A 21,996-nucleotide genomic window follows, 5' to 3' on the forward strand; every position below is an offset into this window, starting at 1 on the left:
CAACGGTCGCGCGCGCCTTTTTTCTTCCCGTCATTGGTGGAAACCATGCCCCGCCTCATCTCGCCTCTGGTCCTGGCGCTGGTCGGAACGATCCTGTTCGGTGACGGCGCCTACATCCACGCCAAGGCGTGGCTCGCGCAGGTGCTGCTGGAGCGTGCGTTCGACCGGGGCATTGCAACCGGCCAACCGGTCAAGCCATGGTCTTGGGCCGACACCTGGCCGGTGGCGCGGATCGAGGTGAAGCGGATCGGCGCCAGCGCGATCGTACTGGAAGGCACAAGCGGCCAGGCGCTTGCCTTTGGACCCGGCCACATCCACCGGACGGTTGACGCCGGCGAGCGCGGGATTGCCGTCTATGCGGCACATCGCGATACGCATTTCCGCTTCCTGCGGAATGTCGCCATCGGCGATGTGATCGATGTCACACGCAGTGACGGCAAGCGCTTTCGCTATCGTGCGGATTCCTCGACGGTCGTCCATTTCGACGCATCGGGCATCGATCCCGAGACTCAAGGTTCGGAGCTTGTCCTTGCGACTTGCTGGCCTTTCGACGCCGTCACCTCCGGCCCCGAGCGTTACCTGCTGCATGCGACCTTGATGGGCGATCGTGAATAGCCGTTCGCAAGCGCAAGGCTTGGGATTGATTTCGCGCTCGCAAACCGTACCGATGTCCTTACGACGTCATGAGCCGCTGAACTGGCGCGGCCGTCCGTAGACCTATAAGAAGGCCTGCGGATCTTTACGGCGGAGCCGGGCGGGAAGACGGGGTAGATGGACGAAGAGTTCAGGCAGCGGCTCGACCAGCGACTGGAACAGCTCGAAAACCGCGTCGCGTTGCTGGAGCGGAACCTGGGTCTCGTTGCCGCCGGTCAGAGACGGGCCTCGCTCCGCGGCCTCTGGCGGCGTCCGCCAATGTGGACCTTCGAACAATACCTACCGCGTTTACTCAACCTGAACGCGTTCAAGTCCTCGCCTGCGATCCCTGCGAACGCGCCGCGGATCGCAATGGTCACTCCGAGCTACAACCATGCGGAGTATATCGGCGCCACGATCGACAGCATCGTGGGCCAAGCCTACCCGAACCTCTATTATCACGTGCAGGATGGCGCCTCGATCGACGGCACGATTGATCTCCTGAAGAGCCGCGGCAACAGCATCAGCTGGAAGAGCGAGCCGGACAAAGGCCAATCCAACGCGATCAATCTCGGTTTTGCCGGCGTCGACTGCGAGATCATGGCCTATCTCAATAGCGACGACATGCTGCTGCCCGGGACGCTCGCTCATGTCGTCAACTATTTCATGTCGCATCCCGATGTCGACATCGTCTATGGCAACCGCATCTTCATCGATCGTGATGGACTTGAGGTTGGACGCGCGGTGCTGCCTCGCCACGATGGCAAGACGCTACAATATGCCGACTACATTCCGCAGGAGACGATGTTCTGGCGCAAGCGCGTGTGGGACAAGATCGGTCCAATTGACGAAAACTTCCATTTCGCGATGGACTGGGACTTCATCCTGCGGGCACAGGCGGCCGGTTTCAAGTTCGTACGCCTGCCGCGGTTTCTTTCCTGCTTCCGGATCCATGACGCACAGAAGACGGCGGCAACCTACGCGATCGGCGTCAGGGAAATGGGCATCCTGCGGCGTCGCGTCCTCGGATTTGATCCGACGCAGATGCAGATAAGGCGCGCCATTGCACCTTATCTGCTGCGGCAGATTGCCTATCACTACAGCTACAAATTGGGCGTGCTGCGCTACTGAGGACGGCACGGCTGCGCGCGATCCGCTGCGCATTCCGTCTGGCGGCATGCAGCGCCGCCGGTTGCCACTCCAGTCAACTCACCATACGATCGGGCGACGCGCTATCAAGAAGAACAACAGGTGAGGTCACACCATGGAAGCTCAGGTCTCAGCCGCGTCGGTCCCTGCCCGCCCATGGTCGCCACCGCCCGATGCCAGCGACGTCGTCAAGGGCATCCACGCCATGCTCCATCCACACAACATCGTGCTGGTGGGTGCGACCGACAAGCCCGGCAATTACGCCGAGCGCATCTGGAACAATCTGGTCAAATATGGTTTCGAGGGCGGGCTCTATCCTGTCAACGCCAAGCGCGAGAGCATCTGGGGCGTACCCTGCTACAAGGATTTTGCCAGCCTGCCCGAAAAGCCCGACCACGTCCTTGTGCTGGTGCCCGCTCGCTTTGCCGTGCAGGTGATCCGCGACGCTGCCGCTGCCGGCGCGCGGTCCGCGACCATCGTGACCTCGGGTTTCAGCGAATTGCAGGATGAGGAGAGCCAGAAGCTCGCCACTGAGCTGCAACAGGCGGTGCGCGAGACGGGATTGGCCGTGACCGGCCCGAACTGCCTCGGCAATTTAAGCGCCGCAGAAAAGCTCTTCACCAATATCGACGACCGTATCGTCACCATGGAACAAGGCGCGGTGGCGATCGCCGGGCAATCGGGCGCCATCGTCATGGCGATCAGGCAAGCGCTGGAAGATCGCGGCGTCGGTGTCGGCTATATGGTGACGACAGGGAACGAAACCGGGCTCGAGACGCCGGACTTGATGCGCTATTTCGCCGAAGATCCGAGCGTCAAGGTGATCGTGGTCTATCTCGAGGGCGTACGCAACACCAAGGCGTTTCGCGACGCCTGCAAGGCCGCGCGTGCCGCCAGCAAGCCGGTGATCGCGCTCAAGCTCGGATCGTCGGAGGGTGGCCGCGCCGCCGCGATGGCACATACCGGCGCACTCGCGGGCTCGATCGAGACATTCGACGCGATTGCAACCCGCGAAGGCGTGATCCGCGTCGCCGGGCTCGACGAGTTGATCGAGACCACCGAATGCTTCGTTCACGCCGCCGTGCCCAAGGGCAACCGGCTCGCCGCGGTGACGCTGTCAGGCGGCAAGCGGGGCATGCTGATCGATGCCTTCTATGCACAAGGCCTGAACTTCGCACCGTTGAGCCCGCATGTCAGCAGCGAGCTGGGCAAGATGCTTGGACCTGGTTCGATCGTGGGCAATCCGCTCGACGCCGGCTTTGCCGCGGTCGTTGATCCCTCCGTCTACATGAAGTCGATCAAGCTGATGATCGACGATCCTGATATCGACATCGTCATCATCGACGCCGAGTTTCCAAAGGCACCGCACGAGCAGCGCGAGCGGAACTTGCGCATCGTCAACGAGATGGCGAGCCGGGCCGCAAAGCCCGTGATCTATATCAGCGCGATGTCGATCGGCTTTACGGAGTTCACCAAGGGCTTGCGCAAATCGTTGCCGCATCTGGCGGTGATGCAGGGCATGGACCGTGCGGTGACCGCGATCAAATCGCTGCTCGCCTATGCCAGCTTGCGGAAAGAAGTGCCCGACATCGTCTCGAGCTCCAAGCCGGCAGCACGCGCCGTGCTGGAGAAGGCGTTGAAGTCCGCGCGCGGCGCCGCGCTCGACGAGGTCGCTTCAAAGAAGCTGCTGAAGGCCTATGGCATCCCGATCTCGAAGGAGGGAATCGCACAGACGGCCGCGGAAGCCGCTGACATCGCCAAGCAGATCGGATTTCCGGTTGTCGCCAAGGTCGTCAGCGCCGAGATCCTGCACAAATCCGATATCGGCGGCGTGGTGCTGAACCTCAACAGCGCAGCCGAGGTGAAGAAGGCGTTTGCCGACATCTCCGCGCGGGTGAACAAGCTGAAAGGCAAACCAAAGCTCGACGGCATCCTGATCGCGCAGCAGGTCAAGGCCGACCTCGAGCTCGTGGTCGGCGCCTCGCTCGATGCCGAGATGGGGCCCGTCGTGCTGTTCGGCACCGGCGGCATCGATATCGAGCTGATGAAGGACGTGGCGCTCGCCGGCGCACCGCTCGACGAGGCCGAGGCGCGGCTTTTGATCGGCCGGACCAAAGCCGGCATCAAGATGCGCGGCTATCGCGGCAAGCCGGCGTTGCACGAGGCCTCAGCCGTCAAGGCGTTGGTCGGCCTGTCCAATCTGATTGCGGACGCCGGCGACCGGATCGCCTCGATCGACGTCAACCCGTTCCTGATCAATGCCAGGACGGGCGTGGCTGTCGACGCGCTGATCGTATTGAACAACGCCGCGGCCAAACGCGCGGCTGGACATTGATGTCGCGCGAAACGGCGGGTCTGACGCTTCCGCCTTCGCCATTCGAGCTAGGGCGGACAAGTCGTTAACCCGCCCGCGTTAGCATTGCGGCCGTTCGGGCTCCTTCCAACTTTCCCGCTTTGGTCGTAACATCGCACCCGTATGGCACGCGCGAGCAATCTTGTGATCGGAACGGCGACATTGACGGTGATCGCCGTCGCGTTCGGCGGTCTGCTCGGCGTGCAGAAATGGCGCGCCAGCCAGAGCCGCAGCCAATTGCGCGTCGTCTTCGAAGGCGGTTCCGCGAGCGGCCTGCGCCGCGGCGGGCCGGTCAATTTCGACGGCGTGCCCGCCGGCCAGATCCTGTCGATCCAGCTGCAGAGCCCGCGCAAGGTCGTGGCGCTGGTGTCGCTCGACAACACCGCGCCGATCCGCAAGGACACTGTGGCCGGCATCGAGTTCCAGGGCCTCACCGGCGTTGCCGCGGTCTCGCTGATCGGCGGCGCGCCGTCTGCGCCACCGGTGCCGCTGGACTCGGACGGCATCCCCGTGCTGACCGCCGATCTCAGCGATGCTGAATCCATCGTCGACACGCTGCACAGCGTCGACCGCACGATCGTCAGCAACGCGCCCGCGATCAAGGACGGCCTGCGTACCTTCGAAAACTACACCGCCGATCTCAGCGACAAGGGCGAGGAGATCGACGCCGTGATGCTCAAGGTCGACAATGCATTTGCAGGCTTCGACAAGGCGGTTTCGAAGATCGAGGGCGCGGTGCCGGGTTTCGTCGACGGCAAGGCCGACGAGCTGTTCGAAAAGGTGAAGGGACTGCACGAGCTCGCCGACACCATGAAGAAGAAATCGGCAAGCTTCCTCGAAGACACCCGTCGCTCGCTGCTCGATGTCAGTGAAGCCGCCAACAAGATGAGCGGAACGCCTGCTCCCGCCGTCGCCCTGCGCCCGCCGCGCAAGCCGACGCAGCCGAAGCGATAGGACCTCACCAAGTGTAGCGCACGACGCCCTTGCCGGCATAGGAGCGCGCGACGTTCGAAAACTCGCCCTCGAAGGTTGCCGACGCGGACCAGCCGTTCATCCAGCTCATTTGCACCGACGCCGTCGTCAGCGCGGAGTCGCGAGCCTGCGCCGCGCCGTTCACGACGAAGGCCGCCCCCGGCAGCGTCTGGAACACCGCACCGACCGTGCGATCCGGATTGAAATCATGTGCCCAGGCGGCGCGGCCGCGCAGCGTCACCACGGCTGCGGCAGTCGCAAAAGATCTGTCTGCGCGCAGGCCGAGCTCGGTGCGTGTGCTGGTCACGTCCTTGGCGGCGTAGTTGAGCGCAAACGTGTTGTTGCCGACCACGGCGAATTCCTGATAGCTCGGCAGGCTGAACATCGTGGCCTGGAGTGCAGCATAGGGCGTGAGCCCAATCCACGGCGTTGCCTGTCGATAGCCGCCCTCGATGCGGCCCGAAACGGCGTTGGCATTGAACTGCGCGCGCAACTGGTCGGTGCCGGCAGCGGTGACGATGCGGTTGGTCGTCACATCCTGCCAGCCATAGGCGAGTGCGGCCGTGATGTAAGCGGGCCCGGCATTGTGGCGAACGAAGGCACCGGCCTGGAACAGATCCGAGCGGCCCCAGCCGAGCCCGTTGACACCAAAGCCGGTGCCACCGCCGGCGAGCGCGAAGCCCGCAACCGTCGAGGGTGAGAAGCGATAATCAAAGCCGACCGCGGTGCCGTAGAGATTGCTGTTGGTGTTGTTGGAGCCGAGTGCGACACGACCATCAGTGGTCTGCGAGCCGCCGAAGCCGGCCGCCCAGACATCCCAGCGTTGCTGGAAAGTCGGCGGCGGCACCTTGCGATAGATGGAAGCAAACGCGTCGCTCGGGCGTTTGCCTGTAGCTGCATAGGCGTTTGCGTCGCCGTCGGCATACGGCGTCGCGCCGGGTGCTTCGCTACGCCCGGAGCCGAAGACGTCGGTCAGCAGGCTCATGAACAGGTTCATCGCATTGAACGTCGTCTGCTGCGATCCCGTTGCCGATTCGCCGGAGGCTTGCGTCAGGCCGGACGGTGAGAGGTTCGCAAATGCCAGGGGAAGGCTGCCGGTGCTGTCGAAGTAGTGCGTCAGGACATTGGCGACGGCCTGTTGATTGACGTTAAGGCCCGAGCCGTAGCTCAGCGAGAGATCCAGGAAGACGTTGTGGGGGTCGTTGCTCAGCGTAGCATGCAGGTTCGACGACAGGCCCGCAACGACCGGATTGAATGCGTCGGACAGCGTGCCTGCGTTCAGGATCGTGTAGTGCTTCGCGATCGAGCCGGTCGGCACGACGACGACCGTTGCGCCGCCGAGCATCGCCGTTCCGGTCACGACCGCGATGCCATTGCTCGTGCCGGAGGCTTGCACCATGTAGCGCGAGGCCGACGTGAACGTGAGATCGCCGGACACCGAGAGCGTCCCGGTCGGATTGCCCGGCGCCAGCGTGCCGCCATTGACGCTGATCGTGCTGACCGTGCCGACACCACCGAACGTACCACCGGCCGCAATGCTCACATTGCCGTTGATGGTGCCGGCGAGCATCAGCGTGCCGCCGAGTACGTTCCAGTCCTGATTGCCGGTGCCGGTCAACGTCCAGGTCGAGCCGTCGACCTTGTTGAAGGTCGAAAAGCCGTCGTACTGGAGGCCGGCACCAATCAGGTCGAGGTTGAACGTATCCTTGCCGGTGCCACCGAGCTGAAATGTGTCAGTGCCGGCGGCGAGCACCAGGCCGTTTATGACGCTGCCGGGGCCGAGGGTGAGTGTGTTCGGCTGGCAGCCGCAGAATTCGATTGCCGCGAAGCCAGTCGCGGCATTGATCGTTCCCGAGTTGAAGACGCTTCCCCCGCTTGTCACGCTGATGCCCAGACCCGCGTCTCCAACGGAGATAGTGCCGGTGTTAACAATTGGATTGCCCGACATGAACACTATGATGCCAGTGCCCGACGCACCAACCGAGATGACGCCGCGGTTAGTGAAGATGCTGCCGTCGCCAAACAGCACGATGCCTTGGGAGCCGTCGCTTCCCGTAATCCGACCAGTGTTGGTCATGCTGGAGGACACGACGGAAAGAGTAATGCCAACGCCCCCGACGCCGACATTGATCACCCCGCTTTGAGTGATGAGCATACGACTGCCCTGCACGGACATGCCAGCCGAGTCGGCGGCGGTCGTGATCGTTCCGCTGTTGGTCACCTTTGCATCGTCACCGAGAGCGACAATGCCTGCGCCAAAACGCGCAGCGGTAATGCTGCCGGCATTGCTGACGGTTTCGGTATTGCCCTGCGCGAAGATGCCCACGGCGCGCTGACCGACGGAAATACTGCCGGTAGCGGTATTGATGACCGTGTTACCGTCACTGATCGCGAAAATGGCGCCGGAAAGTCCGCTCGATGCGCCGACCGTGACCGTGCCGGCATTGGTCACGGTCGAGCCGCCAAGGACGAAAATACCGAACGCATTGTTGAGGCCGGTGATCGTGCCGCTGGCCGCATTGGTGATCGTGTTGTTTACGCCCGCGAAAATACCCGAGGCTCCGGCTCCGACTGACAGCGAGCTGCTGTTGGTGACGACGTTGTTGTCCTGGATCCAGATCGCCGAGCCACCGTTACCCGTGGCGGCGATCGTTCCGTTGTTGGCGATAGTGTTGTTATCCAGCATCGAGACGCCGAGACTGTTGTCTAAAGCGGGATGGGGTTAGGTTGAATCGATTTGGGATTCCCAAATCAGTGGGTTTCTGATTCACCATGCTGGCTGGAAGGAGGCCAGCATGGATGGGCAAGCCTTATTCTCTGGATCTTCGCAAGCGTGTCGTAGCCGCGATCAAGGGCGGGATGTCCCGCAACCAGGCGGCCAAGCAGTTTGGGGTCGCGATCAGCACAGCGATCGGCTGGATGCAGCGGGTCGAGGAGACTGGTAGCGTCGAGCCTGGCCAGATGGGCGGTCACAAGCCGAAGGCGGTTTCGGGAGACCACGCGGATTGGCTGTCGCAACGGATCAAGGATGGCGATTTCACCATACGGGGCCTCGTTGCCGAGCTTGCGGGACGTGGCCTGAAGGTCGACTACCATTCAGTGTGGGATTTCGTGCACGCCGAGAAGCTCAGCTTCAAAAAAAAGCGTGGCGGCTGGCGAACGCGATCGACCCGAGGTCGCGCGGCGGCGAGCCCAGTGGACAAAATATCAAGGCCGCGTCGAAGCTGAGCGGCTGGTCTTCATCGACGAGACCTGGACGAGGACCGATATGGCGCCCTTGCGGGGATGGGCGCCGCGCGGGAGCAGACTTCACGCCAAGGTTCCCCACGGCCGCTGGAAGACCATGACCTTCTTGGCGGCCCTGCGCCACGACCGGATTGATGCGCCATGGTTCATCGAGGGGCCGATCGATGGCATGAGCTTTCGCACCTATGTCGAGAAAGTCCTTCTGCCCGTCCTTCGACCTGGCGATATCGTCGTCTTGGATAATCTCGGCAGCCACAGGAGCAAAGCAGTTCGCCAGCTCATCCGCTCCGTCGGCGCCAAGCTCTTCTTCCTGCCAAAATACTCGCCCGACCTCAACCCGATCGAACAAGTCTTTGCCAAGCTCAAGCACCTGCTCCGCAAAGCCGCGGCGCGAACCGTCGACGCGGTCTGCGCCGCAATCGGCCATGCACTCGATGCCTTCACTCCTGAGGAATGCGCCAACTACCTCAAAAATTCAGGCTATCGAACTTAATGCCATCACGCTTTAGCACCGTCGTGATGATGCTGTTGTTGGTCACGGTGTTGAAATTGCCGCCGTTGATGCCGGTGAGGCTCGAGCCCGCCAATACCGTTCCGTTGTTGGTTACAACGTTGGTATCGTTGACGTTGATCGACGCCGTACTGTTATCGTGCACGGTCGCGCCAGCCAGCACATTCACGGTCAGATTGGTGACACCGCCGCCGGCTGCAAAGCCGTTGGTATCGGTGCCGCTACAGGTGACCGTCTGACCGCTGGCCGCCGGGTCAGGCGCGCAGTCCGCCCGCGCCGATGTCGTCGACGCGAAGAGGCTGAACGCGAGCGCCAAGATTACCGATGCGCCAATGGACGACCTAGCGCCGACCCGGCGCAGCCGACCCTGCCGCCCCGATACCCCCGCGCCCCTCACGTCGCACTCCCCAGCAACAACATTTCCGCGGGGAAACGTAGGCCATGGGGAGGTTCCGCAATACTACGGCCAGACCAAATGCGTCGGTTTGGCGCACAACCGAGGCGGAATCTGACGGTTGTGTTGCAACCGCGCCACGGTTTTCGGAAGCTCGATCGAATCCCGCGCAAAGAGTCTGCTTGAGCGGCGCAGCCCGGATGTTGACGGCTGTCGACACGACTTGTCGCCGCAGCCCGCGGTCCCTAGTAATTGCTCGGCGCGGCCTCGTTCGGAATGCCGTCGATTGGGCATTCGGCGGTGCCTGGCGTCGCGCGGGTCATGGCCTCGACCATGTCCCGCGTGCCTTCGGGATCGGCAATCCAGTTCTTGTAGAAATCATACGGGCAAGCCGCGACGCCGCGCGGGCTGTCGCCGGAATTGATCATGCCGGTATAGCCGCGGTGGACCAGCTTGTAGAGATGGTTCTGCGACTGGCCATTGCGGCGCGCATCGCGGATCAGGTTTTTGGAGAGCTGGGCGTATTGGATGCCGTAATCCTCTTCACCGCACTCGCCGAGTGTGCGGCCATCGAAGCCGATGATCGCGGAATGGCCGAAGTATGAGTAGACGCCGTCAAAGCCTGCGGCGTTGGCGACCGCGACATAGACATTGTTGGCCCAGGCCATGGCCTTGGAGATCATCACCTGCTGCTCCTTGGCCGGATACATGTAGCCCTGGCAGCGCACGATCAGCTCCGCGCCCTTCATGGCGCAGTCGCGCCAGATCTCCGGATAATTGCCGTCGTCGCAAATGATCAGGCTGACCTTGAGGCCCTTCGGACCTTCGGAGACATAAGTACAATTGCCGGGATACCAGCCCTCGATCGGCACCCAGGGCATGATCTTGCGGTACTTCTGCACGATCTCACCCTTGTCGTTCATCAGGATAAGCGTGTTGTAGGGCGCCTTGTGCGGATGCTCCTCGTGGCGCTCGCCGGTCAGCGAGAACACGCCCCACACCTTCGCCTTGCGGCAGGCTTCCGCGAAGATCGCGGTCTCCTCGCCCGGCACCACGGACGCCGTCTCGTACATCTCCTTGGAATCGTACATGATGCCTTGGGTCGAATATTCCGGGAAGATCACAAGATCCATGCCGGGCAGTCCGATCTTCATGCCGACGATCATGTCGGCGATCTTGCGGGCGTTGTCGAGCACCTCGGCTTTGGTGTGCAGGCGGGGCATCTTGTAATTGACGACTGCGACGCCGACGGTGTCGTTGCTGCTGGAAATATCGCCGTGAAGCATGTTGGGCGCTCCTGTCTTTTTGTTGGTTTGAGGTCGTCGCGTGCGTTATTTGCGCATGATCTTGCCGGAAAACCGCTGCACGCTTTTCCGGATCATGCGTTAGTGGCTGATCATCCAGGGCCGCGCCGTCGGAAACCCCTTGGCGCCGCTCTTGCTCTGGGTCATCAGCCGCGCGGGCTTCTTCCGGTCCGTCCCGCTCTTGTCCTTCACGGTCTTGCCTGATGAGCAGCAGCCGCAACCGGGACCGTGCGAGGTTTTGTATTGCGCCAGCGTCTGCGGCGCGTGCGAGCTGCGTTCGTTGACGGCATGCGCTTTGCGCTTGTCCGCCGGCATGCATAAGAAATTCGGCGCGGTCAGGATGACGCGTGGCGCCATCGTCTCGCAATGCGGACAGCTTTGCGGATCGTCGCACTCTGCCATCGGGCGGAGATCCCTAAATGGCCCGCAATCGTCACAGAGATATTCATAGACCGGCATCTTGTGCCCCTTCGCGTTCCGTCGTGCGGAGACAGCCCCTTCACCCCAACCCTCTCCCCGTAAGAACGGGGAGAGGGAGCGCACAGGTTACTTGTCCGGCGAGATCGGCATCTGGATATCGCCGGTGATATGCTTGATGGGCCCGGCCGCCGACGGCATCACGTCGAAGTCGAAGATCTCGGTCGGCAGCCATAGCGTGGCGCAAGCATTGGGCACGTCGACCACGCCGGAGATGTGGCCCTGACACGGCGCGGTGCCGAGGATCGAATAGGCCTGCGCACCGGAGTAGCCGAACTTCTTCAAATATTCGATCGCGTTCAGGCAGGCCTGGCGATAGGCGATGTGGACGTCGAGATAATGCTGCTTGCCGGCCTCGTCGACCGAGATGCCTTCGAAGATCAGATAGTCCTTGTAGTTCGGCGTGATCGGCGACGGCTTGAAGATCGGGTTCTTGATGCCGTATTTCGACATGCCGTCCTTGATCACCTCGACCTTCAGATGCAACCAGCCGGCCATCTCGATCGCGCCGCAGAAGGTGATCTCGCCATCGCCCTGGCTGAAATGCAAATCGCCCATCGAGAGACCGGCGCCCGGCACATAGACCGGGAAGTAGATCTTCGAGCCGCGCGAGAGATCCTTGATGTCGCAATTGCCGCCGTGCTCGCGCGGCGGCACGGTGCGCGCGCCCTCCGCTCCGATCTTGGCCTTGACGTCGCCCTTGGCACGTCCGCCGTGAGCGGTCGCGGCGAACGGCGGATTGGCGAGACCGGGTACGCGGGTCGGGTTGGTCGAGATCAGCTCGGCCTCGCGCTTGTTCCAGGTCTCCAGCATCTTCGGATCGGGCAGACAGCCGATCAGGCCGGGATGGATCAGGCCTGCGAAATTGACGCCGGGCACATGGCGCGACGAAGTATAGAGCCCCTTGATGTCCCAGATCGACTTCTGCGCCAGCGGAAAATGATCCGTGAGGAAACCGCCGCCATTCTGCTTGGAGAAGAAGCCGTTGAAGCCCCAGAGGCTCTCCTTCATCGGACCGACATCGAGCAGGTCCACCACAAGGAGATCGCCGGGCTCGGCGCCCTTGACGCCGATCGGGCCGGAGAGGAAGTGCACGATCGACAGATCGATGTCGCGCACGTCGTCGGCGGAATCGTTGTTCTTGATGAAGCCGCCGGTCCAGTCATAGGTCTCGATGATGAAGTCGTCGCCGGGATTGACCCAGGCCACGATCGGGATGTCGGGGTGCCAGCGATTGTGCACCATGTCATTTTCGTAAGCCGACTTGGTGAGATCGACCTTGATCAGTGTCTCTGGCATCGAGATGCTCCCCTTTGCTACGGTTGGTTAGACGGACAGATATTTCGAGACCTGCGCGGCATCGACGCTGTCGCGCGGATCGTCACGGACAATCGCGCCATTCTCGATCACCAGCACGCGGTCGGCGATATCAAGCGCGAAGCTCAGGACCTGCTCGGACACGACGATCGACAGGCCCTTCTCGTCGCGGATGCGCTTGAGCGTCCGCGCCATGTCCTTGATGATCGACGGCTGGATGCCCTCGGTCGGCTCGTCCAGCAGCAGCACCTTCGGCTTGGTGGCGAGCGCGCGGGCGATCGCAAGCTGCTGCTGTTGTCCGCCCGAGAGATTGCCGCCGCGGCGACCCTTCATCTCCAGCAGCACCGGAAACAGCTCATAGATGTCGCTCGGCACCTCGGAGCCGCCGGAGACCACGAGACCGGTCTCGATGTTCTCCTTCACCGTCATGGTGGAGAAGATCATGCGGCCCTGCGGCACATAGGCGAGGCCCTTGGCGACGCGCTCGTAGCTCGGCAGGCCCCCAAGCTCGGCGCCGTCCATTGTCACTGAGCCGCTCTTGGCCGGCAGGATGCCCATCAGCGACTTCATCAGCGTGGTCTTGCCCATGCCGTTGCGGCCCATGATCGCAACGATCTCGTTGGGCGCGACCTTGACGTTGAGCCCATGCAGCACCTCGCTCTGGCCGTAGGCGACGTGAAGATCGGAAATTGCCAGCATCGTCACGCCTCCTTAATGGCCGAGATAGACTTCGATGACCTTGGGATCGTTCTGCACTTTCTCCATCGTCCCCTCCGAGAGGATCTGGCCCTGGTGCAGCACGGTGACCTTGTGCGCGATGTCCTCGACGAACTTCATGTCGTGCTCGATCACCAGCACCGATCGGTTCTTGATGATGCGATTGAGCAGCTCGGCCGTCTTGGCGCGCTCGGACACGCTCATGCCGGCCACCGGCTCGTCCAGCATCAGCAGATCCGGATCCTGGATCAGCAGCATGCCGATCTCGAGCCACTGCTTCTGGCCGTGGCTGAGCAGATCGGCGCTCTTGTTCAGCTTGTCCTTCAGGAAGATCATTTCCGCAACTTCGTGCACGCGGTCGCGCACGGCGGAGTCGCGGGTGAAGGTCAGTGCGCCGAACACCGAACGTCCGCGCGGATAGGAGATCTCCAGATTCTCGAACACGGTGAGATCGTCGTAAATTGACGGGTTCTGGAATTTGCGCCCCACCCCGGTCTTGACGATCTCGTTCTCCTTCATCCGCGTCAGCTCCTTGCCGCGGAACTGGATCGAGCCTGAGGTCGCTTTGGTCTTGCCGCAGATCAGATCGAGCACGGTGGTCTTGCCGGCACCGTTGGGGCCGATGATGACGCGGATCTCGTTTTCATCGACGTAGAAAGAGAGATCGTTGACCGCCTTGAAGCCGTCGAACGACACGGTGAGAGCCTCGACCGCGAGCAGGAATTCCTTGGGCTGATGACCGACGAGCATGATCTATCTCCTCACTGCCAGCGTGGCATCGGCATCGCGATGACCGACGAGCATGATCTATCTCCTCACTCCGCGGGGGCGCTGTCGGCGACCGAGCTGTCGGTCCAGCCCTCAGGTTTCGGTTTGCGCGAGGCGATCAGACGATCGATGCGCGGCTGCACATAGTCGCCCCAGATCCCGGCAAGGCCATTCGGGAAGGCGAGCACCACGGCGATGAACAGGCCGCCGAGACCGAACAGCCACAATTCGGGGAAGGTTTCCGACAGGCTGGTCTTGGCGAAATTGACCAGCAGCGTGCCGTAGATCGCACCCAGGATCGACAACCGGCCACCGACAGCGGTGTAGATCACCATTTCGATCGAGGGCACGATGCCGACGAAGGACGGCGACATGAAGCCGACATTGAGGGCGAACATGGCGCCGCCGATCGCGGCGAAGACGGCGGCGATGCAGAAGGCGAAGATCTTGAAGTTCGCGACGCTGTAGCCGGAGAATCTGACGCGGTCCTCCTTCTCGCGCATCGCGACCAGGATGCGTCCGAGCTTGGAGTGCCGGACGAACTGCGCGATCATGATGCAGACGAACAGGCAACCGACCTCGAAGAAATACAGTACGATCTTGGCGTGGTCGGGCCTGATGTCCCAACCCTTCAGCGTGCGCAGGTCGGTCATGCCGTTGATGCCGCCGGTGTAGCCCTGCTGGCCCACGATCAGGATGGTGAGGATGGCCGCGACCGCCTGGGTGATGATCGCGAAGTAAGTGCCGCCGACGCGGCGCTTGAACATCGCGGTGCCGATGATCAGGGCGAAAATGCCGGGCACCAGAATGATGGCGGCGATGGTCAAGGTGAGGCTGTGAAAGGGCTTCCAAAACAGCGGCAGCGCCGTGATCTGATTCCAGTCCATGAAATCAGGGATGCCCGGCGTCGACTGGATCTTGGTGTTCTCCACGCTCGATGCTTCGAGCTTGAGGAACATCGCCATGCAGTAGCCGCCGAGGCCGAAGAAGACGCCCTGGCCGAGGCTCAGGATGCCGCCATAGCCCCAGCAGATGACGAGACCGAGCGCGACGAAGGCGTAGGTCAGATACTTTGCGACCAGGTTGAGCCTGAAGACGTCGAGCGTGAGCGGCAGCACCAAGACCAGGAACACCGCGAGCACCAGAATTCCGATCAGCTCAGATCGATTGAAGAACCTGTTGTCGGTCATTGCATCAGCCCCACATTCTCACTTGCGGACCTTGAGGGCGAACAGCCCCTGCGGCCGCAGCATCAGGATTCCGACAACGGCGAGCAGCGTCAGCACCTTGGCCATCGAGCCCGACATGAAGAACTCGAGGGTGGATTGCGTCTGCGAGATCGAGAAGGCCGAGGCAATGGTACCGACCAGGCTCGCGGCGCCGCCGAACACGACCACCAGGAATGTGTCGACGATGTAGAGCTGGCCCGAGGTCGGTCCGGTCGAGCCGATCATCGTGAAGGCGCTGCCGGCGACGCCGGCGATGCCGCAACCGAGACCGAAGGTGTAGCGGTCGACCTTTTCGGTGTTGATGCCGACCGCGCCGGCCATGATGCGGTTCTGCACCACGGCGCGCACCTGGCGGCCCCAGCGCGACTTGTACATGACATAGGCGACGGCGATGGTGATCAGCACCGTCAGGCACATCACGAAGACGCCGTTGATGGGGACTTCGATGCTGGAGGTCACCTGCAGCGAGCCGAGCATCCATTGCGGCAGCTCGACGCCGACCTCGCGCGCGCCGAATACGGAGCGATAGGCCTGCTGCAACATCAGGCTGAGGCCCCAGGTCGCCAGCAGCGTGTCGAGCGGCCGCTTGTAGAGATGTCGTATCAGCACCCATTCCACCAGCATTCCCAGCGCGCCTGAGGCGAGGAAGGCGAGGATCATGGCGAGGAAGAAATAGCCGCCGAACAGACCAGGCATGTAGGTCTGGAACAGATTGGAGGTCATCCAGGTGACGTAGGCCCCCAGGATCATGAACTCGCCATGGGCCATGTTGATGACGCCCATCTGGCCGAAGATGATCGCAAGACCGAGCGCCATCAGCACGTAGACAGAGAACAGGATCAGCCCTGCAAAGCCCTGCATGACGAAGATGGAGCCAAGATCACCAAGCGAGTAGTCGCCGAACATCGATGTCCTCCGTCAGGGAATAGGGTCCCGCGTCGCGAGCAAATTCGCGACGCGGGGGTCTTGGGCATGGACTTGCAATCCACGCCAGGGAGCGGCTTCAGTTCGAGGGAAACTGCGGCGGTCGCCGCGCTTCTTACTGGTAGCTCTCTTATTGGTAGCCCTTGGGGAACGGATCCGGCTCGACGAGATCGGCGGTCTCGTAAATCAGCTCGAACTGGCCATCGAGCTTGGCGCGGCCCACGCGGGTTTTCGACCAGAGGTGATGGTTCTCGTGGATACGCACATAGCCTTCCGGCGCGCCCTTGAACTCGACGCCGGGTGAAGCCGCCGCGATCTTGTCGACGTCGAAGGAGCCGGCCTTCTCGACCGTCAACTTCCACAGCCAGGGGCCGAGATAGGCAGCCTGGGTGACGTCTCCGATCACGGTCTTTTCGCCCCACATCTTCTTGAACGCGGGCACGAAGGCCTTGTTGTTCGGATTGTCGAGCGACTGGAAGTACTTCATGCAGGCGTAAGCGCCAGCGATGTTCTCGCCGCCGATGCCGTCGATTTCGTCTTCGGTCACCGAGATCGTCAGCAGCGCCTGCTTGGCGAGGTCGATGCCGGCTGCCTTGAGCTGCTTGTAGAACGCGACGTTGGAGCCGCCGACGACGTCGGTGAAGATCACGTCGGGCTTGGTTAGCTTGATCTTGTTGATGACCGAGTTGAACTGGGTGTTGCCGAGCGGATAGTACTCCTCGCCGACGACCTTGCCCTTGAGCACGTTCTCGACGTGCTTGCGCGCGATCTTGTTCGATGTGCGCGGCCAGATGTAGTCGGAACCGATGAAGAAGAAGGTCTTCGCGCCCTTTTCCTTGGCGATCCAGTTCAGGCCGGCGAGGATCTGCTGGGTCGCTTCCTGGCCGGTGTAGATCACGTTCTTGGACTGCTCGAGACCTTCATAGAAGGTCGGATAGTAGAGCATGCCGTTGTACTGCTCGACCACCGGCAGCACCGCCTTGCGCGAGGCCGAGGTCCAACAGCCCATGATCGCCGCGACCTTGTCGTTGACGAGCAGCTTCTTCGCCTTCTCCGCGAAGGTCGGCCAGTCGCTGGCGCCGTCTTCCTGGATGAACTTGATCTTGCGCCCCAGAACGCCGCCGGCGGCGTTGATCTGCTCGATGGCGAGCTTTTCGGCCTCGATCGAGCCGGTCTCGGAAATCGCCATCGTGCCGGTAGCCGAATGTAGGATGCCGACCGTGACCTCGGTGTCGGTGACCGCGAGACCGGTGGTGTTGACCGCCGAAGTCGCCGGGGCCTGCGCAAACGACGTCCGCGGCAGCATCGTGATGGCCGGGACGGCCGCCATTCCCATCAATAGTTTGCGCCGGAGCGGCGACAACAAGCCCTTGTTGGTTTCGTCTGACATGAGCACCCCACTGTTTGTTCGAGGACACGCGATTGGTGTCGTGAGGATGGCTCGAATTTGTGCACCGCAAGGATACGCAAGATCGCGTATATTGCACCGCAAAATGCCGACGTAGGCTTCTGGTACGGGATTTGCGAGGGATCCGGCGGGTTCGGGAGTGGAGTCAAGTGGCAGGGCGGCAGCGAATAGACCGCGTCAGGCGCCAGTACAATCAATGGGTCGCCAACCAGACGCTGGAAGACTACGCGCTGCGCTTCACCGCCAAGAGCGCGCGACGCTGGTCCGCCGCGCGCGTTGCCAACACCGCCATCGGCGCGATTTCCTTCCTGGTGCTGGAGGCGATCGGCGGCACCATAACCCTCAACTACGGCGTGACCAACGCCGCATCTGCAATTCTCGTCGTCTCCGTCATCATCTTCTGCTGCGGCGTTCCGATTGCCTATTATGCCGCCAAATGCGGCATCGACATTGACCTGCTCACGCGCGGCGCCGGCTTCGGCTATATCGGCTCGACCGTCACCTCGCTGATCTACGCCTCCTTCACCTTCATCTTCTTTGCCATCGAGGCCGTGATCCTGGCCACCGCGCTGGAGATGTGCCTCGGGATCCCCCGCCCGATCGGCTACCTCATCAGCGCCATTGCGATCATCCCGCTGGTGACCTACGGCATCACGCTGATCAGCCGCTTCCAGCTCTGGACGCAGCCGCTCTGGGTCGTGTTGCACATCCTGCCCTTTGCCGCGATCGCCTGGGCGAGCCCGCATTCTTTCACTGAATGGCACAAATTCGCCGGCGAGCATGGCGATCTCGGCGGCCATTTCGATCTGTTGCTGTTCGGCGTTGCGTCTTCCGTCGTATTCTCGCTGGTGGCGCAGATCGGCGAGCAGGTCGACTTCCTGCGATTTCTGCCGCGCGACCGTCGTACCTCCAAGGCGTCGTGGTGGATCGCGTTGATGAGCGCGGGGCCTGGCTGGATCGTGCTCGGCGCGCTGAAACTGCTTGCGGGCTCGTTCCTCGCCTTCTTTGCGCTCAGCCACGGCGTGCCGCCCGAGGAGGCCGCCGAGCCCGCGCATATGTATCTCGTGGCATTTCGCTACGTCCTCTCAGATCCGGACCTTGCACTGGCGCTGACCGGCTTCTTCGTGGTGCTGTCGCAGATCAAGATCAACGTCACCAATGCCTATGCCGGCTCGATCGCCTGGTCGAACTTCTTCTCACGGCTGACGCACAGCCATCCCGGACGCGTGGTCTGGCTGGTGTTCAACGTGATGGTCGCGCTTCTGCTGATGGAGATCGGCGTCTACAAGGCGCTGGAGCAGACGCTCGCGCTCTACTCCAACGTTGCGATTGCCTGGGTCGGCGCGCTGGTGTCGGATCTCGTCATCAACAAGCCGCTTGGCCTGCGTCCGCCGCAGATGGAGTTCAAGCGCGCGCATCTCTACGACATCAATCCTGTCGGCGTCGGCGCGATGACGCTCGCGATCATCGTCTCGATCGCGGCGTTCTACGGCCTGTTCGGCCCGACCATGAAGGCGCTCGCTGCCTTCGTCGCGCTGACGGTGGCCTTCGTCACCGCGCCCGTGATCGCCTGGCTGACGGACGGAAAATTCTACATCGCGCGCAAGCCGAAACGGAGCTGGGCCAATATCGAGGCGATCCAGTGCTGTATTTGCGAGCACAGCTTTGAGCCTGAGGATACCACCTCATGTCCGGCCTATGCTGGCCCGATCTGCTCGCTGTGCTGCTCGCTCGATGCCCGCTGCCACGATCTCTGCAAGCCGCACGGACGCGCGCAGGTGCAGTTCTCCGAGGCGCTCAGCAAGATCCTGCCGCAGCCGATCTATCAGCGCATCAACTCCCAGTTCGGCCACTATATCGGCGTGTTCGTGGTCTCCGCCGGCCTCGTCGCACTGGTGCTCGGGCTGATCTATCTCCAGACGTCGGCGAGCGTGCATGGCGAGAACGCACTCGTCTCCAACGTGTTGTGGAAGGTGTTCTTCTCGCTCAGCATCATCATCGGCGTGGTCGCCTGGCTGTTCGTGCTGGCGCAGCAGAGCCGCCGCGCGGCGGAGGCCGAGACGCGGCGGCAAACCGCGCTCCTCATCCAGGAAATCGACGCGCACAAGCGCACCGACGCCGAGCTCCAGCGCGCCAAGGAGGTCGCCGAATCCGCCAACCTCGCCAAGAGCCGGTATGTGGTGGGACTGAGCCACGAGTTGCGCTCGCCGCTGAACGCGATCAGCGGCTATGCGCAACTCCTCGAGCAGGATGCGACACTGAATGCCAAGCCGCGCGACCAGGTCCGCGTGGTCCGCCGCAGCGCCGACCATCTCTCCGGCCTGATCGACGGCATTCTGGATATTTCCAAGATCGAGGCCGGCAGACTTTACCTTTCCCGCGACGAAGTCCGCTTGAGCGAATTCCTCGATCAGCTCGTCGGCATGTTTCGTCTCCAGGCCGGCGCCAAGGGCATCGACTTCCTGTTCCGGCGTCCGGCGACACTGCCGACAGTGGTCTATGCTGACGAGAAGCGGCTGCGCCAGGTGCTGATCAACCTCCTCTCCAACGCCATCAAATTCACCCAGACCGGCAGCGTCCAGTTCGTCGTGCACTACCGCAGCCCGGTCGCCGAATTCGAGGTGATCGATACCGGTCCCGGTATCCAGGGCGACGATCTCGAACGCATCTTCGCGCCGTTCGAGCGTGGCGCGCTGGGCGTCTCGCAGCCGCAGACCGGCACCGGACTGGGTCTCACCATCAGCCGGCTGCTCGCCGGCGTGATGGGCGGCGACATCAAGGTCGCCAGCACCGTCGGCCGCGGCAGCACGTTCAAGGTGAAGATGCTGCTGTCGGAGGTCACCAATCCCAGGCGCATTGCGCCGGTGGAGGCGCCGGTCTCGGGCTATCACGGCGCGCGCAAGACCATCCTCATCACCGACGACGATCCTGTTCATCGCGATCTCCTGCGCGAGGTGCTGACGCCGCTCGGCTTCATCCTGCTGAGCGCCGCCGACGGTCCCGGCTGCCTCGCGCTGGCGCAGCATTGCCGGCCCGACCTGTTCCTGCTCGACATCTCCATGCCTGCCATGGACGGCTGGACGGTGGCGGAACAGCTGCGCGCAGCAGGCCATCACCAGGCCCGCATCCTCATGGTGTCGGCAAGCGCGCTGGAGGCGCACGGCGCACCGCTCGCACAGCCGTTCCACGACGGCTATCTGATGAAGCCGATCGACATTCCGCGATTGCTGGAGACCATCCGGCAGTTGCTCAGGATCGAATGGCAATACGGCTCCGATGAGACCGTCGTACCGCTGTGGCGGCCGGAGAGCGGCTCGCGGCCGCCGGTCAGGCACATCGAGGCGCTGATCGGGCTCGGCCAGATCGGCTACGTCAAAGCTATCCAGCTCAAGCTGGACGAGATCGGCAGCGAGCACCCGGAGCATGCCGACTTCGTCGCTGAAATGAGATCACTGGTCGATCGCTTCGACCTCGACCAATACATGACAACATTGAAAACCCTGCATGCTTATGAGCATTGAGCCGAAAAAGCGCGACGTCGCGCTCGTTGTCGACGACTCGCCGGAGACGCTGAGGCTGCTGACCGATGCGCTCGACGGCGCCGGGATGACGGTGATGGTGGCGCTCGACGGCGCCAGCGCGATGCGCATCGTCGACCAGATCACGCCCGACATCGTGCTGCTCGACGCCGTGATGCCCGGCATGGACGGGTTTGAGACCTGCCGGCGGCTCAAGCGCGACGCCGGCCTTGCCAATGTCCCCGTGATCTTCATGACCGGCCTTGCCGAAACCGAGCACATCGTGCGCGGACTGGAAGCCGGCGGCGTCGACTACGTAACCAAACCGATCGTGATCGAGGAGATGCTTGCGCGCATCCGCGTCCATCTCGGCAATGCGCGCCTGACCCAGAGCGCGCGCGCCGCGCTCGACGTCTCCGGCCGCTTCCTGTTCGCGGTCAACCGCCAGGGCCACATTCTCTGGGCAACGCCGCAGGCGCAAAAGCTGCTGGCCGACCACCACGGCGTGCAGACCGATGACTTCGTCCTGCCGCCGTCGCTGCTGCAATGGCTGGAACAGGCGAAAGGCAAGGGCAGCGCGAAGTCGCAGGCCGCGTCCTTGCCCGACAATCCGCAGCTCCGCTTCTACTACATGGGCGAGACGGCGCCGAACGAGTTTCTGCTGCGGCTGTCCAAGGAAGCCGGCACTGCGCTGCCGCCAGAGTTTTCGAGCGAGCTCGGCCTCACCACGCGCGAGGGTGAGGTGCTGGCCTGGCTCAGCAAGGGCAAGACCAACCGCGACATCGCGCAAATTTTGGGATTGAGCCCGCGTACCGTCGACAAGCATCTGGAGCAGATTTACGCCAAGCTGGGCGTGGAGAACCGGACGGCAGCCGCGGCGATCGCGACGAATGCGACGCGGAGGAATTCGTAGCCGTGGTGAGATTGAGTTGGAACGCTATCGCCTGACAACATGTGTCATCCCGGCGAAGGCCGGGACCCGCACCGCGTGATTCTCGGTTTGAGCGGTAGCCGTACCGGACCACGAATCTTCGCCAAACTACTCCCTGGGATTATGGGTCCCGGCTTTCGCCGGG

17 protein-coding genes are annotated in these 21,996 nt (G+C 62.6%); 7 read left to right on the forward strand and 10 right to left on the reverse strand.

Annotation, left to right across the window (positions count from 1 at the left end):
• Positions 1-45 precede the first annotated feature (45 nt).
• The 4 genes from L6637_RS25050 to L6637_RS25065 all read left to right on the forward strand — a co-directional run bounded on the left by L6637_RS25050 (position 46) and on the right by L6637_RS25065 (position 5,089).
• Entirely contained in the window at positions 46-615 is a 570-nt protein-coding gene (locus L6637_RS25050) for a class GN sortase (protein ID WP_237872319.1), read from the forward strand.
• Between the two features lie 156 nt (positions 616-771).
• Positions 772-1,764, forward strand: coding sequence for a glycosyltransferase family 2 protein (locus L6637_RS25055; RefSeq protein ID WP_237860328.1), 993 nt, complete (start codon positions 772-774; stop codon positions 1,762-1,764).
• A 133-nt stretch (positions 1,765-1,897) separates the two neighbouring features.
• On the forward strand, positions 1,898-4,117 hold the full coding sequence (locus tag L6637_RS25060) for an acetate--CoA ligase family protein (RefSeq protein ID WP_237872321.1): 2,220 nt from the start codon (positions 1,898-1,900) through the stop codon (positions 4,115-4,117).
• 141 nt (positions 4,118-4,258) lie between these two features.
• A complete protein-coding gene (locus L6637_RS25065; RefSeq protein ID WP_237872323.1) occupies positions 4,259-5,089 on the forward strand; it encodes an MlaD family protein in 831 nt (276 codons plus the stop codon).
• Positions 5,090-5,093: 4 nt separating this feature from the next.
• On the opposite strand, the gene L6637_RS25070 is transcribed toward L6637_RS25065, so the two are convergent.
• On the reverse strand, positions 5,094-7,793 hold the full coding sequence (locus L6637_RS25070; protein ID WP_237872325.1) for an autotransporter outer membrane beta-barrel domain-containing protein: 2,700 nt from the start codon (positions 7,791-7,793) through the stop codon (positions 5,094-5,096).
• 113 nt (positions 7,794-7,906) lie between these two features.
• Here L6637_RS25070 and L6637_RS25075 point away from each other — a divergent pair.
• Positions 7,907-8,846 (forward strand): IS630 family transposase gene (locus L6637_RS25075; protein ID WP_377803134.1). Its coding sequence is split into 2 segments (ribosomal slippage): positions 7,907-8,242 and positions 8,244-8,846, totalling 939 coding nucleotides; the frame shifts between segments, so codons are not numbered across the junction.
• On the opposite strand, the gene L6637_RS25080 is transcribed toward L6637_RS25075, so the two are convergent.
• From L6637_RS25080 to urtA, 9 genes are all read right to left on the reverse strand, one after another.
• Positions 8,821-9,180, reverse strand: a complete 360-nt coding sequence (locus L6637_RS25080; RefSeq protein ID WP_237872326.1) for a hypothetical protein — start codon at positions 9,178-9,180, stop codon at positions 8,821-8,823. The two genes, L6637_RS25075 and L6637_RS25080, sit on opposite strands and share 26 nt — an antisense overlap.
• A gap of 323 nt (positions 9,181-9,503) precedes the next feature.
• Positions 9,504-10,544, reverse strand: coding sequence for an aliphatic amidase (locus tag L6637_RS25085; RefSeq protein WP_237872328.1), 1,041 nt, complete (start codon positions 10,542-10,544; stop codon positions 9,504-9,506).
• Positions 10,545-10,643: 99 nt separating this feature from the next.
• Positions 10,644-11,021: an FmdB family zinc ribbon protein gene (locus L6637_RS25090; RefSeq protein WP_237872330.1), complete on the reverse strand. Its 378-nt coding sequence runs from the start codon at positions 11,019-11,021 to the stop codon at positions 10,644-10,646.
• An 87-nt stretch (positions 11,022-11,108) separates the two neighbouring features.
• Positions 11,109-12,338 (reverse strand): formamidase, encoded by a 1,230-nt coding sequence (fmdA, locus tag L6637_RS25095; protein ID WP_018316778.1) that lies wholly within the window; start codon positions 12,336-12,338, stop codon positions 11,109-11,111.
• A 27-nt stretch (positions 12,339-12,365) separates the two neighbouring features.
• On the reverse strand, positions 12,366-13,055 hold the full coding sequence (urtE, locus tag L6637_RS25100; protein WP_237872332.1) for an urea ABC transporter ATP-binding subunit UrtE: 690 nt from the start codon (positions 13,053-13,055) through the stop codon (positions 12,366-12,368).
• Positions 13,056-13,067: 12 nt separating this feature from the next.
• Positions 13,068-13,823 (reverse strand): urea ABC transporter ATP-binding protein UrtD, encoded by a 756-nt coding sequence (gene urtD, locus L6637_RS25105; protein ID WP_237872335.1) that lies wholly within the window; start codon positions 13,821-13,823, stop codon positions 13,068-13,070.
• A gap of 65 nt (positions 13,824-13,888) precedes the next feature.
• Positions 13,889-15,031: an urea ABC transporter permease subunit UrtC gene (gene urtC, locus L6637_RS25110; protein WP_237872337.1), complete on the reverse strand. Its 1,143-nt coding sequence runs from the start codon at positions 15,029-15,031 to the stop codon at positions 13,889-13,891.
• A gap of 18 nt (positions 15,032-15,049) precedes the next feature.
• Positions 15,050-15,976, reverse strand: a complete 927-nt coding sequence (gene urtB, locus L6637_RS25115) for an urea ABC transporter permease subunit UrtB (protein WP_237860348.1) — start codon at positions 15,974-15,976, stop codon at positions 15,050-15,052.
• Between the two features lie 148 nt (positions 15,977-16,124).
• Positions 16,125-17,384 (reverse strand): urea ABC transporter substrate-binding protein, encoded by a 1,260-nt coding sequence (gene urtA / locus L6637_RS25120; protein ID WP_237860351.1) that lies wholly within the window; start codon positions 17,382-17,384, stop codon positions 16,125-16,127.
• 167 nt (positions 17,385-17,551) lie between these two features.
• Here urtA and L6637_RS25125 point away from each other — a divergent pair, with 167 nt between their 5' ends.
• Both L6637_RS25125 and L6637_RS25130 read left to right on the forward strand, forming a co-directional pair.
• Complete coding sequence (locus L6637_RS25125) at positions 17,552-20,923, forward strand: hybrid sensor histidine kinase/response regulator (RefSeq protein WP_237872339.1); 3,372 nt, start codon at positions 17,552-17,554, stop codon at positions 20,921-20,923.
• Positions 20,907-21,833 carry a response regulator gene (locus L6637_RS25130; RefSeq protein WP_237860355.1) on the forward strand — a complete coding sequence of 309 codons (927 nt, stop codon included), beginning with the start codon at positions 20,907-20,909 and terminating at the stop codon, positions 21,831-21,833. The genes L6637_RS25125 and L6637_RS25130 overlap by 17 nt, the downstream gene beginning before the upstream one ends.
• Positions 21,834-21,996: the final 163 nt, after the last annotated feature.

This window comes from Bradyrhizobium zhengyangense (genome assembly GCF_022012435.1).
In the GTDB taxonomy this organism is placed as follows: domain Bacteria; phylum Pseudomonadota; class Alphaproteobacteria; order Rhizobiales; family Xanthobacteraceae; genus Bradyrhizobium; species Bradyrhizobium zhengyangense.

What these genes read in the sequence shown, in the direction of transcription:
- L6637_RS25050 (WP_237872319.1), top strand. Translation starts at nt 46, where the DNA reads ATGCCCCGCCTCATCTCGCCTCTGGTCCTGGCGCTGGTCGGAACGATC.
- L6637_RS25055 (WP_237860328.1), top strand. Translation starts at nt 772, where the DNA reads ATGGACGAAGAGTTCAGGCAGCGGCTCGACCAGCGACTGGAACAGCTC.
- L6637_RS25060 (WP_237872321.1), top strand. Translation starts at nt 1,898, where the DNA reads ATGGAAGCTCAGGTCTCAGCCGCGTCGGTCCCTGCCCGCCCATGGTCG.
- L6637_RS25065 (WP_237872323.1), top strand. Translation starts at nt 4,259, where the DNA reads ATGGCACGCGCGAGCAATCTTGTGATCGGAACGGCGACATTGACGGTG.
- L6637_RS25070 (WP_237872325.1), bottom strand. Translation starts at nt 7,793, where the DNA reads ATGCTGGATAACAACACTATCGCCAACAACGGAACGATCGCCGCCACG.
- L6637_RS25085 (WP_237872328.1), bottom strand. Translation starts at nt 10,544, where the DNA reads ATGCTTCACGGCGATATTTCCAGCAGCAACGACACCGTCGGCGTCGCA.
- L6637_RS25090 (WP_237872330.1), bottom strand. Translation starts at nt 11,021, where the DNA reads ATGCCGGTCTATGAATATCTCTGTGACGATTGCGGGCCATTTAGGGAT.
- fmdA (WP_018316778.1), bottom strand. Translation starts at nt 12,338, where the DNA reads ATGCCAGAGACACTGATCAAGGTCGATCTCACCAAGTCGGCTTACGAA.
- urtE (WP_237872332.1), bottom strand. Translation starts at nt 13,055, where the DNA reads ATGCTGGCAATTTCCGATCTTCACGTCGCCTACGGCCAGAGCGAGGTG.
- urtD (WP_237872335.1), bottom strand. Translation starts at nt 13,823, where the DNA reads ATGCTCGTCGGTCATCAGCCCAAGGAATTCCTGCTCGCGGTCGAGGCT.
- urtC (WP_237872337.1), bottom strand. Translation starts at nt 15,031, where the DNA reads ATGACCGACAACAGGTTCTTCAATCGATCTGAGCTGATCGGAATTCTG.
- urtB (WP_237860348.1), bottom strand. Translation starts at nt 15,976, where the DNA reads ATGTTCGGCGACTACTCGCTTGGTGATCTTGGCTCCATCTTCGTCATG.
- urtA (WP_237860351.1), bottom strand. Translation starts at nt 17,384, where the DNA reads ATGTCAGACGAAACCAACAAGGGCTTGTTGTCGCCGCTCCGGCGCAAA.
- L6637_RS25130 (WP_237860355.1), top strand. Translation starts at nt 20,907, where the DNA reads ATGCTTATGAGCATTGAGCCGAAAAAGCGCGACGTCGCGCTCGTTGTC.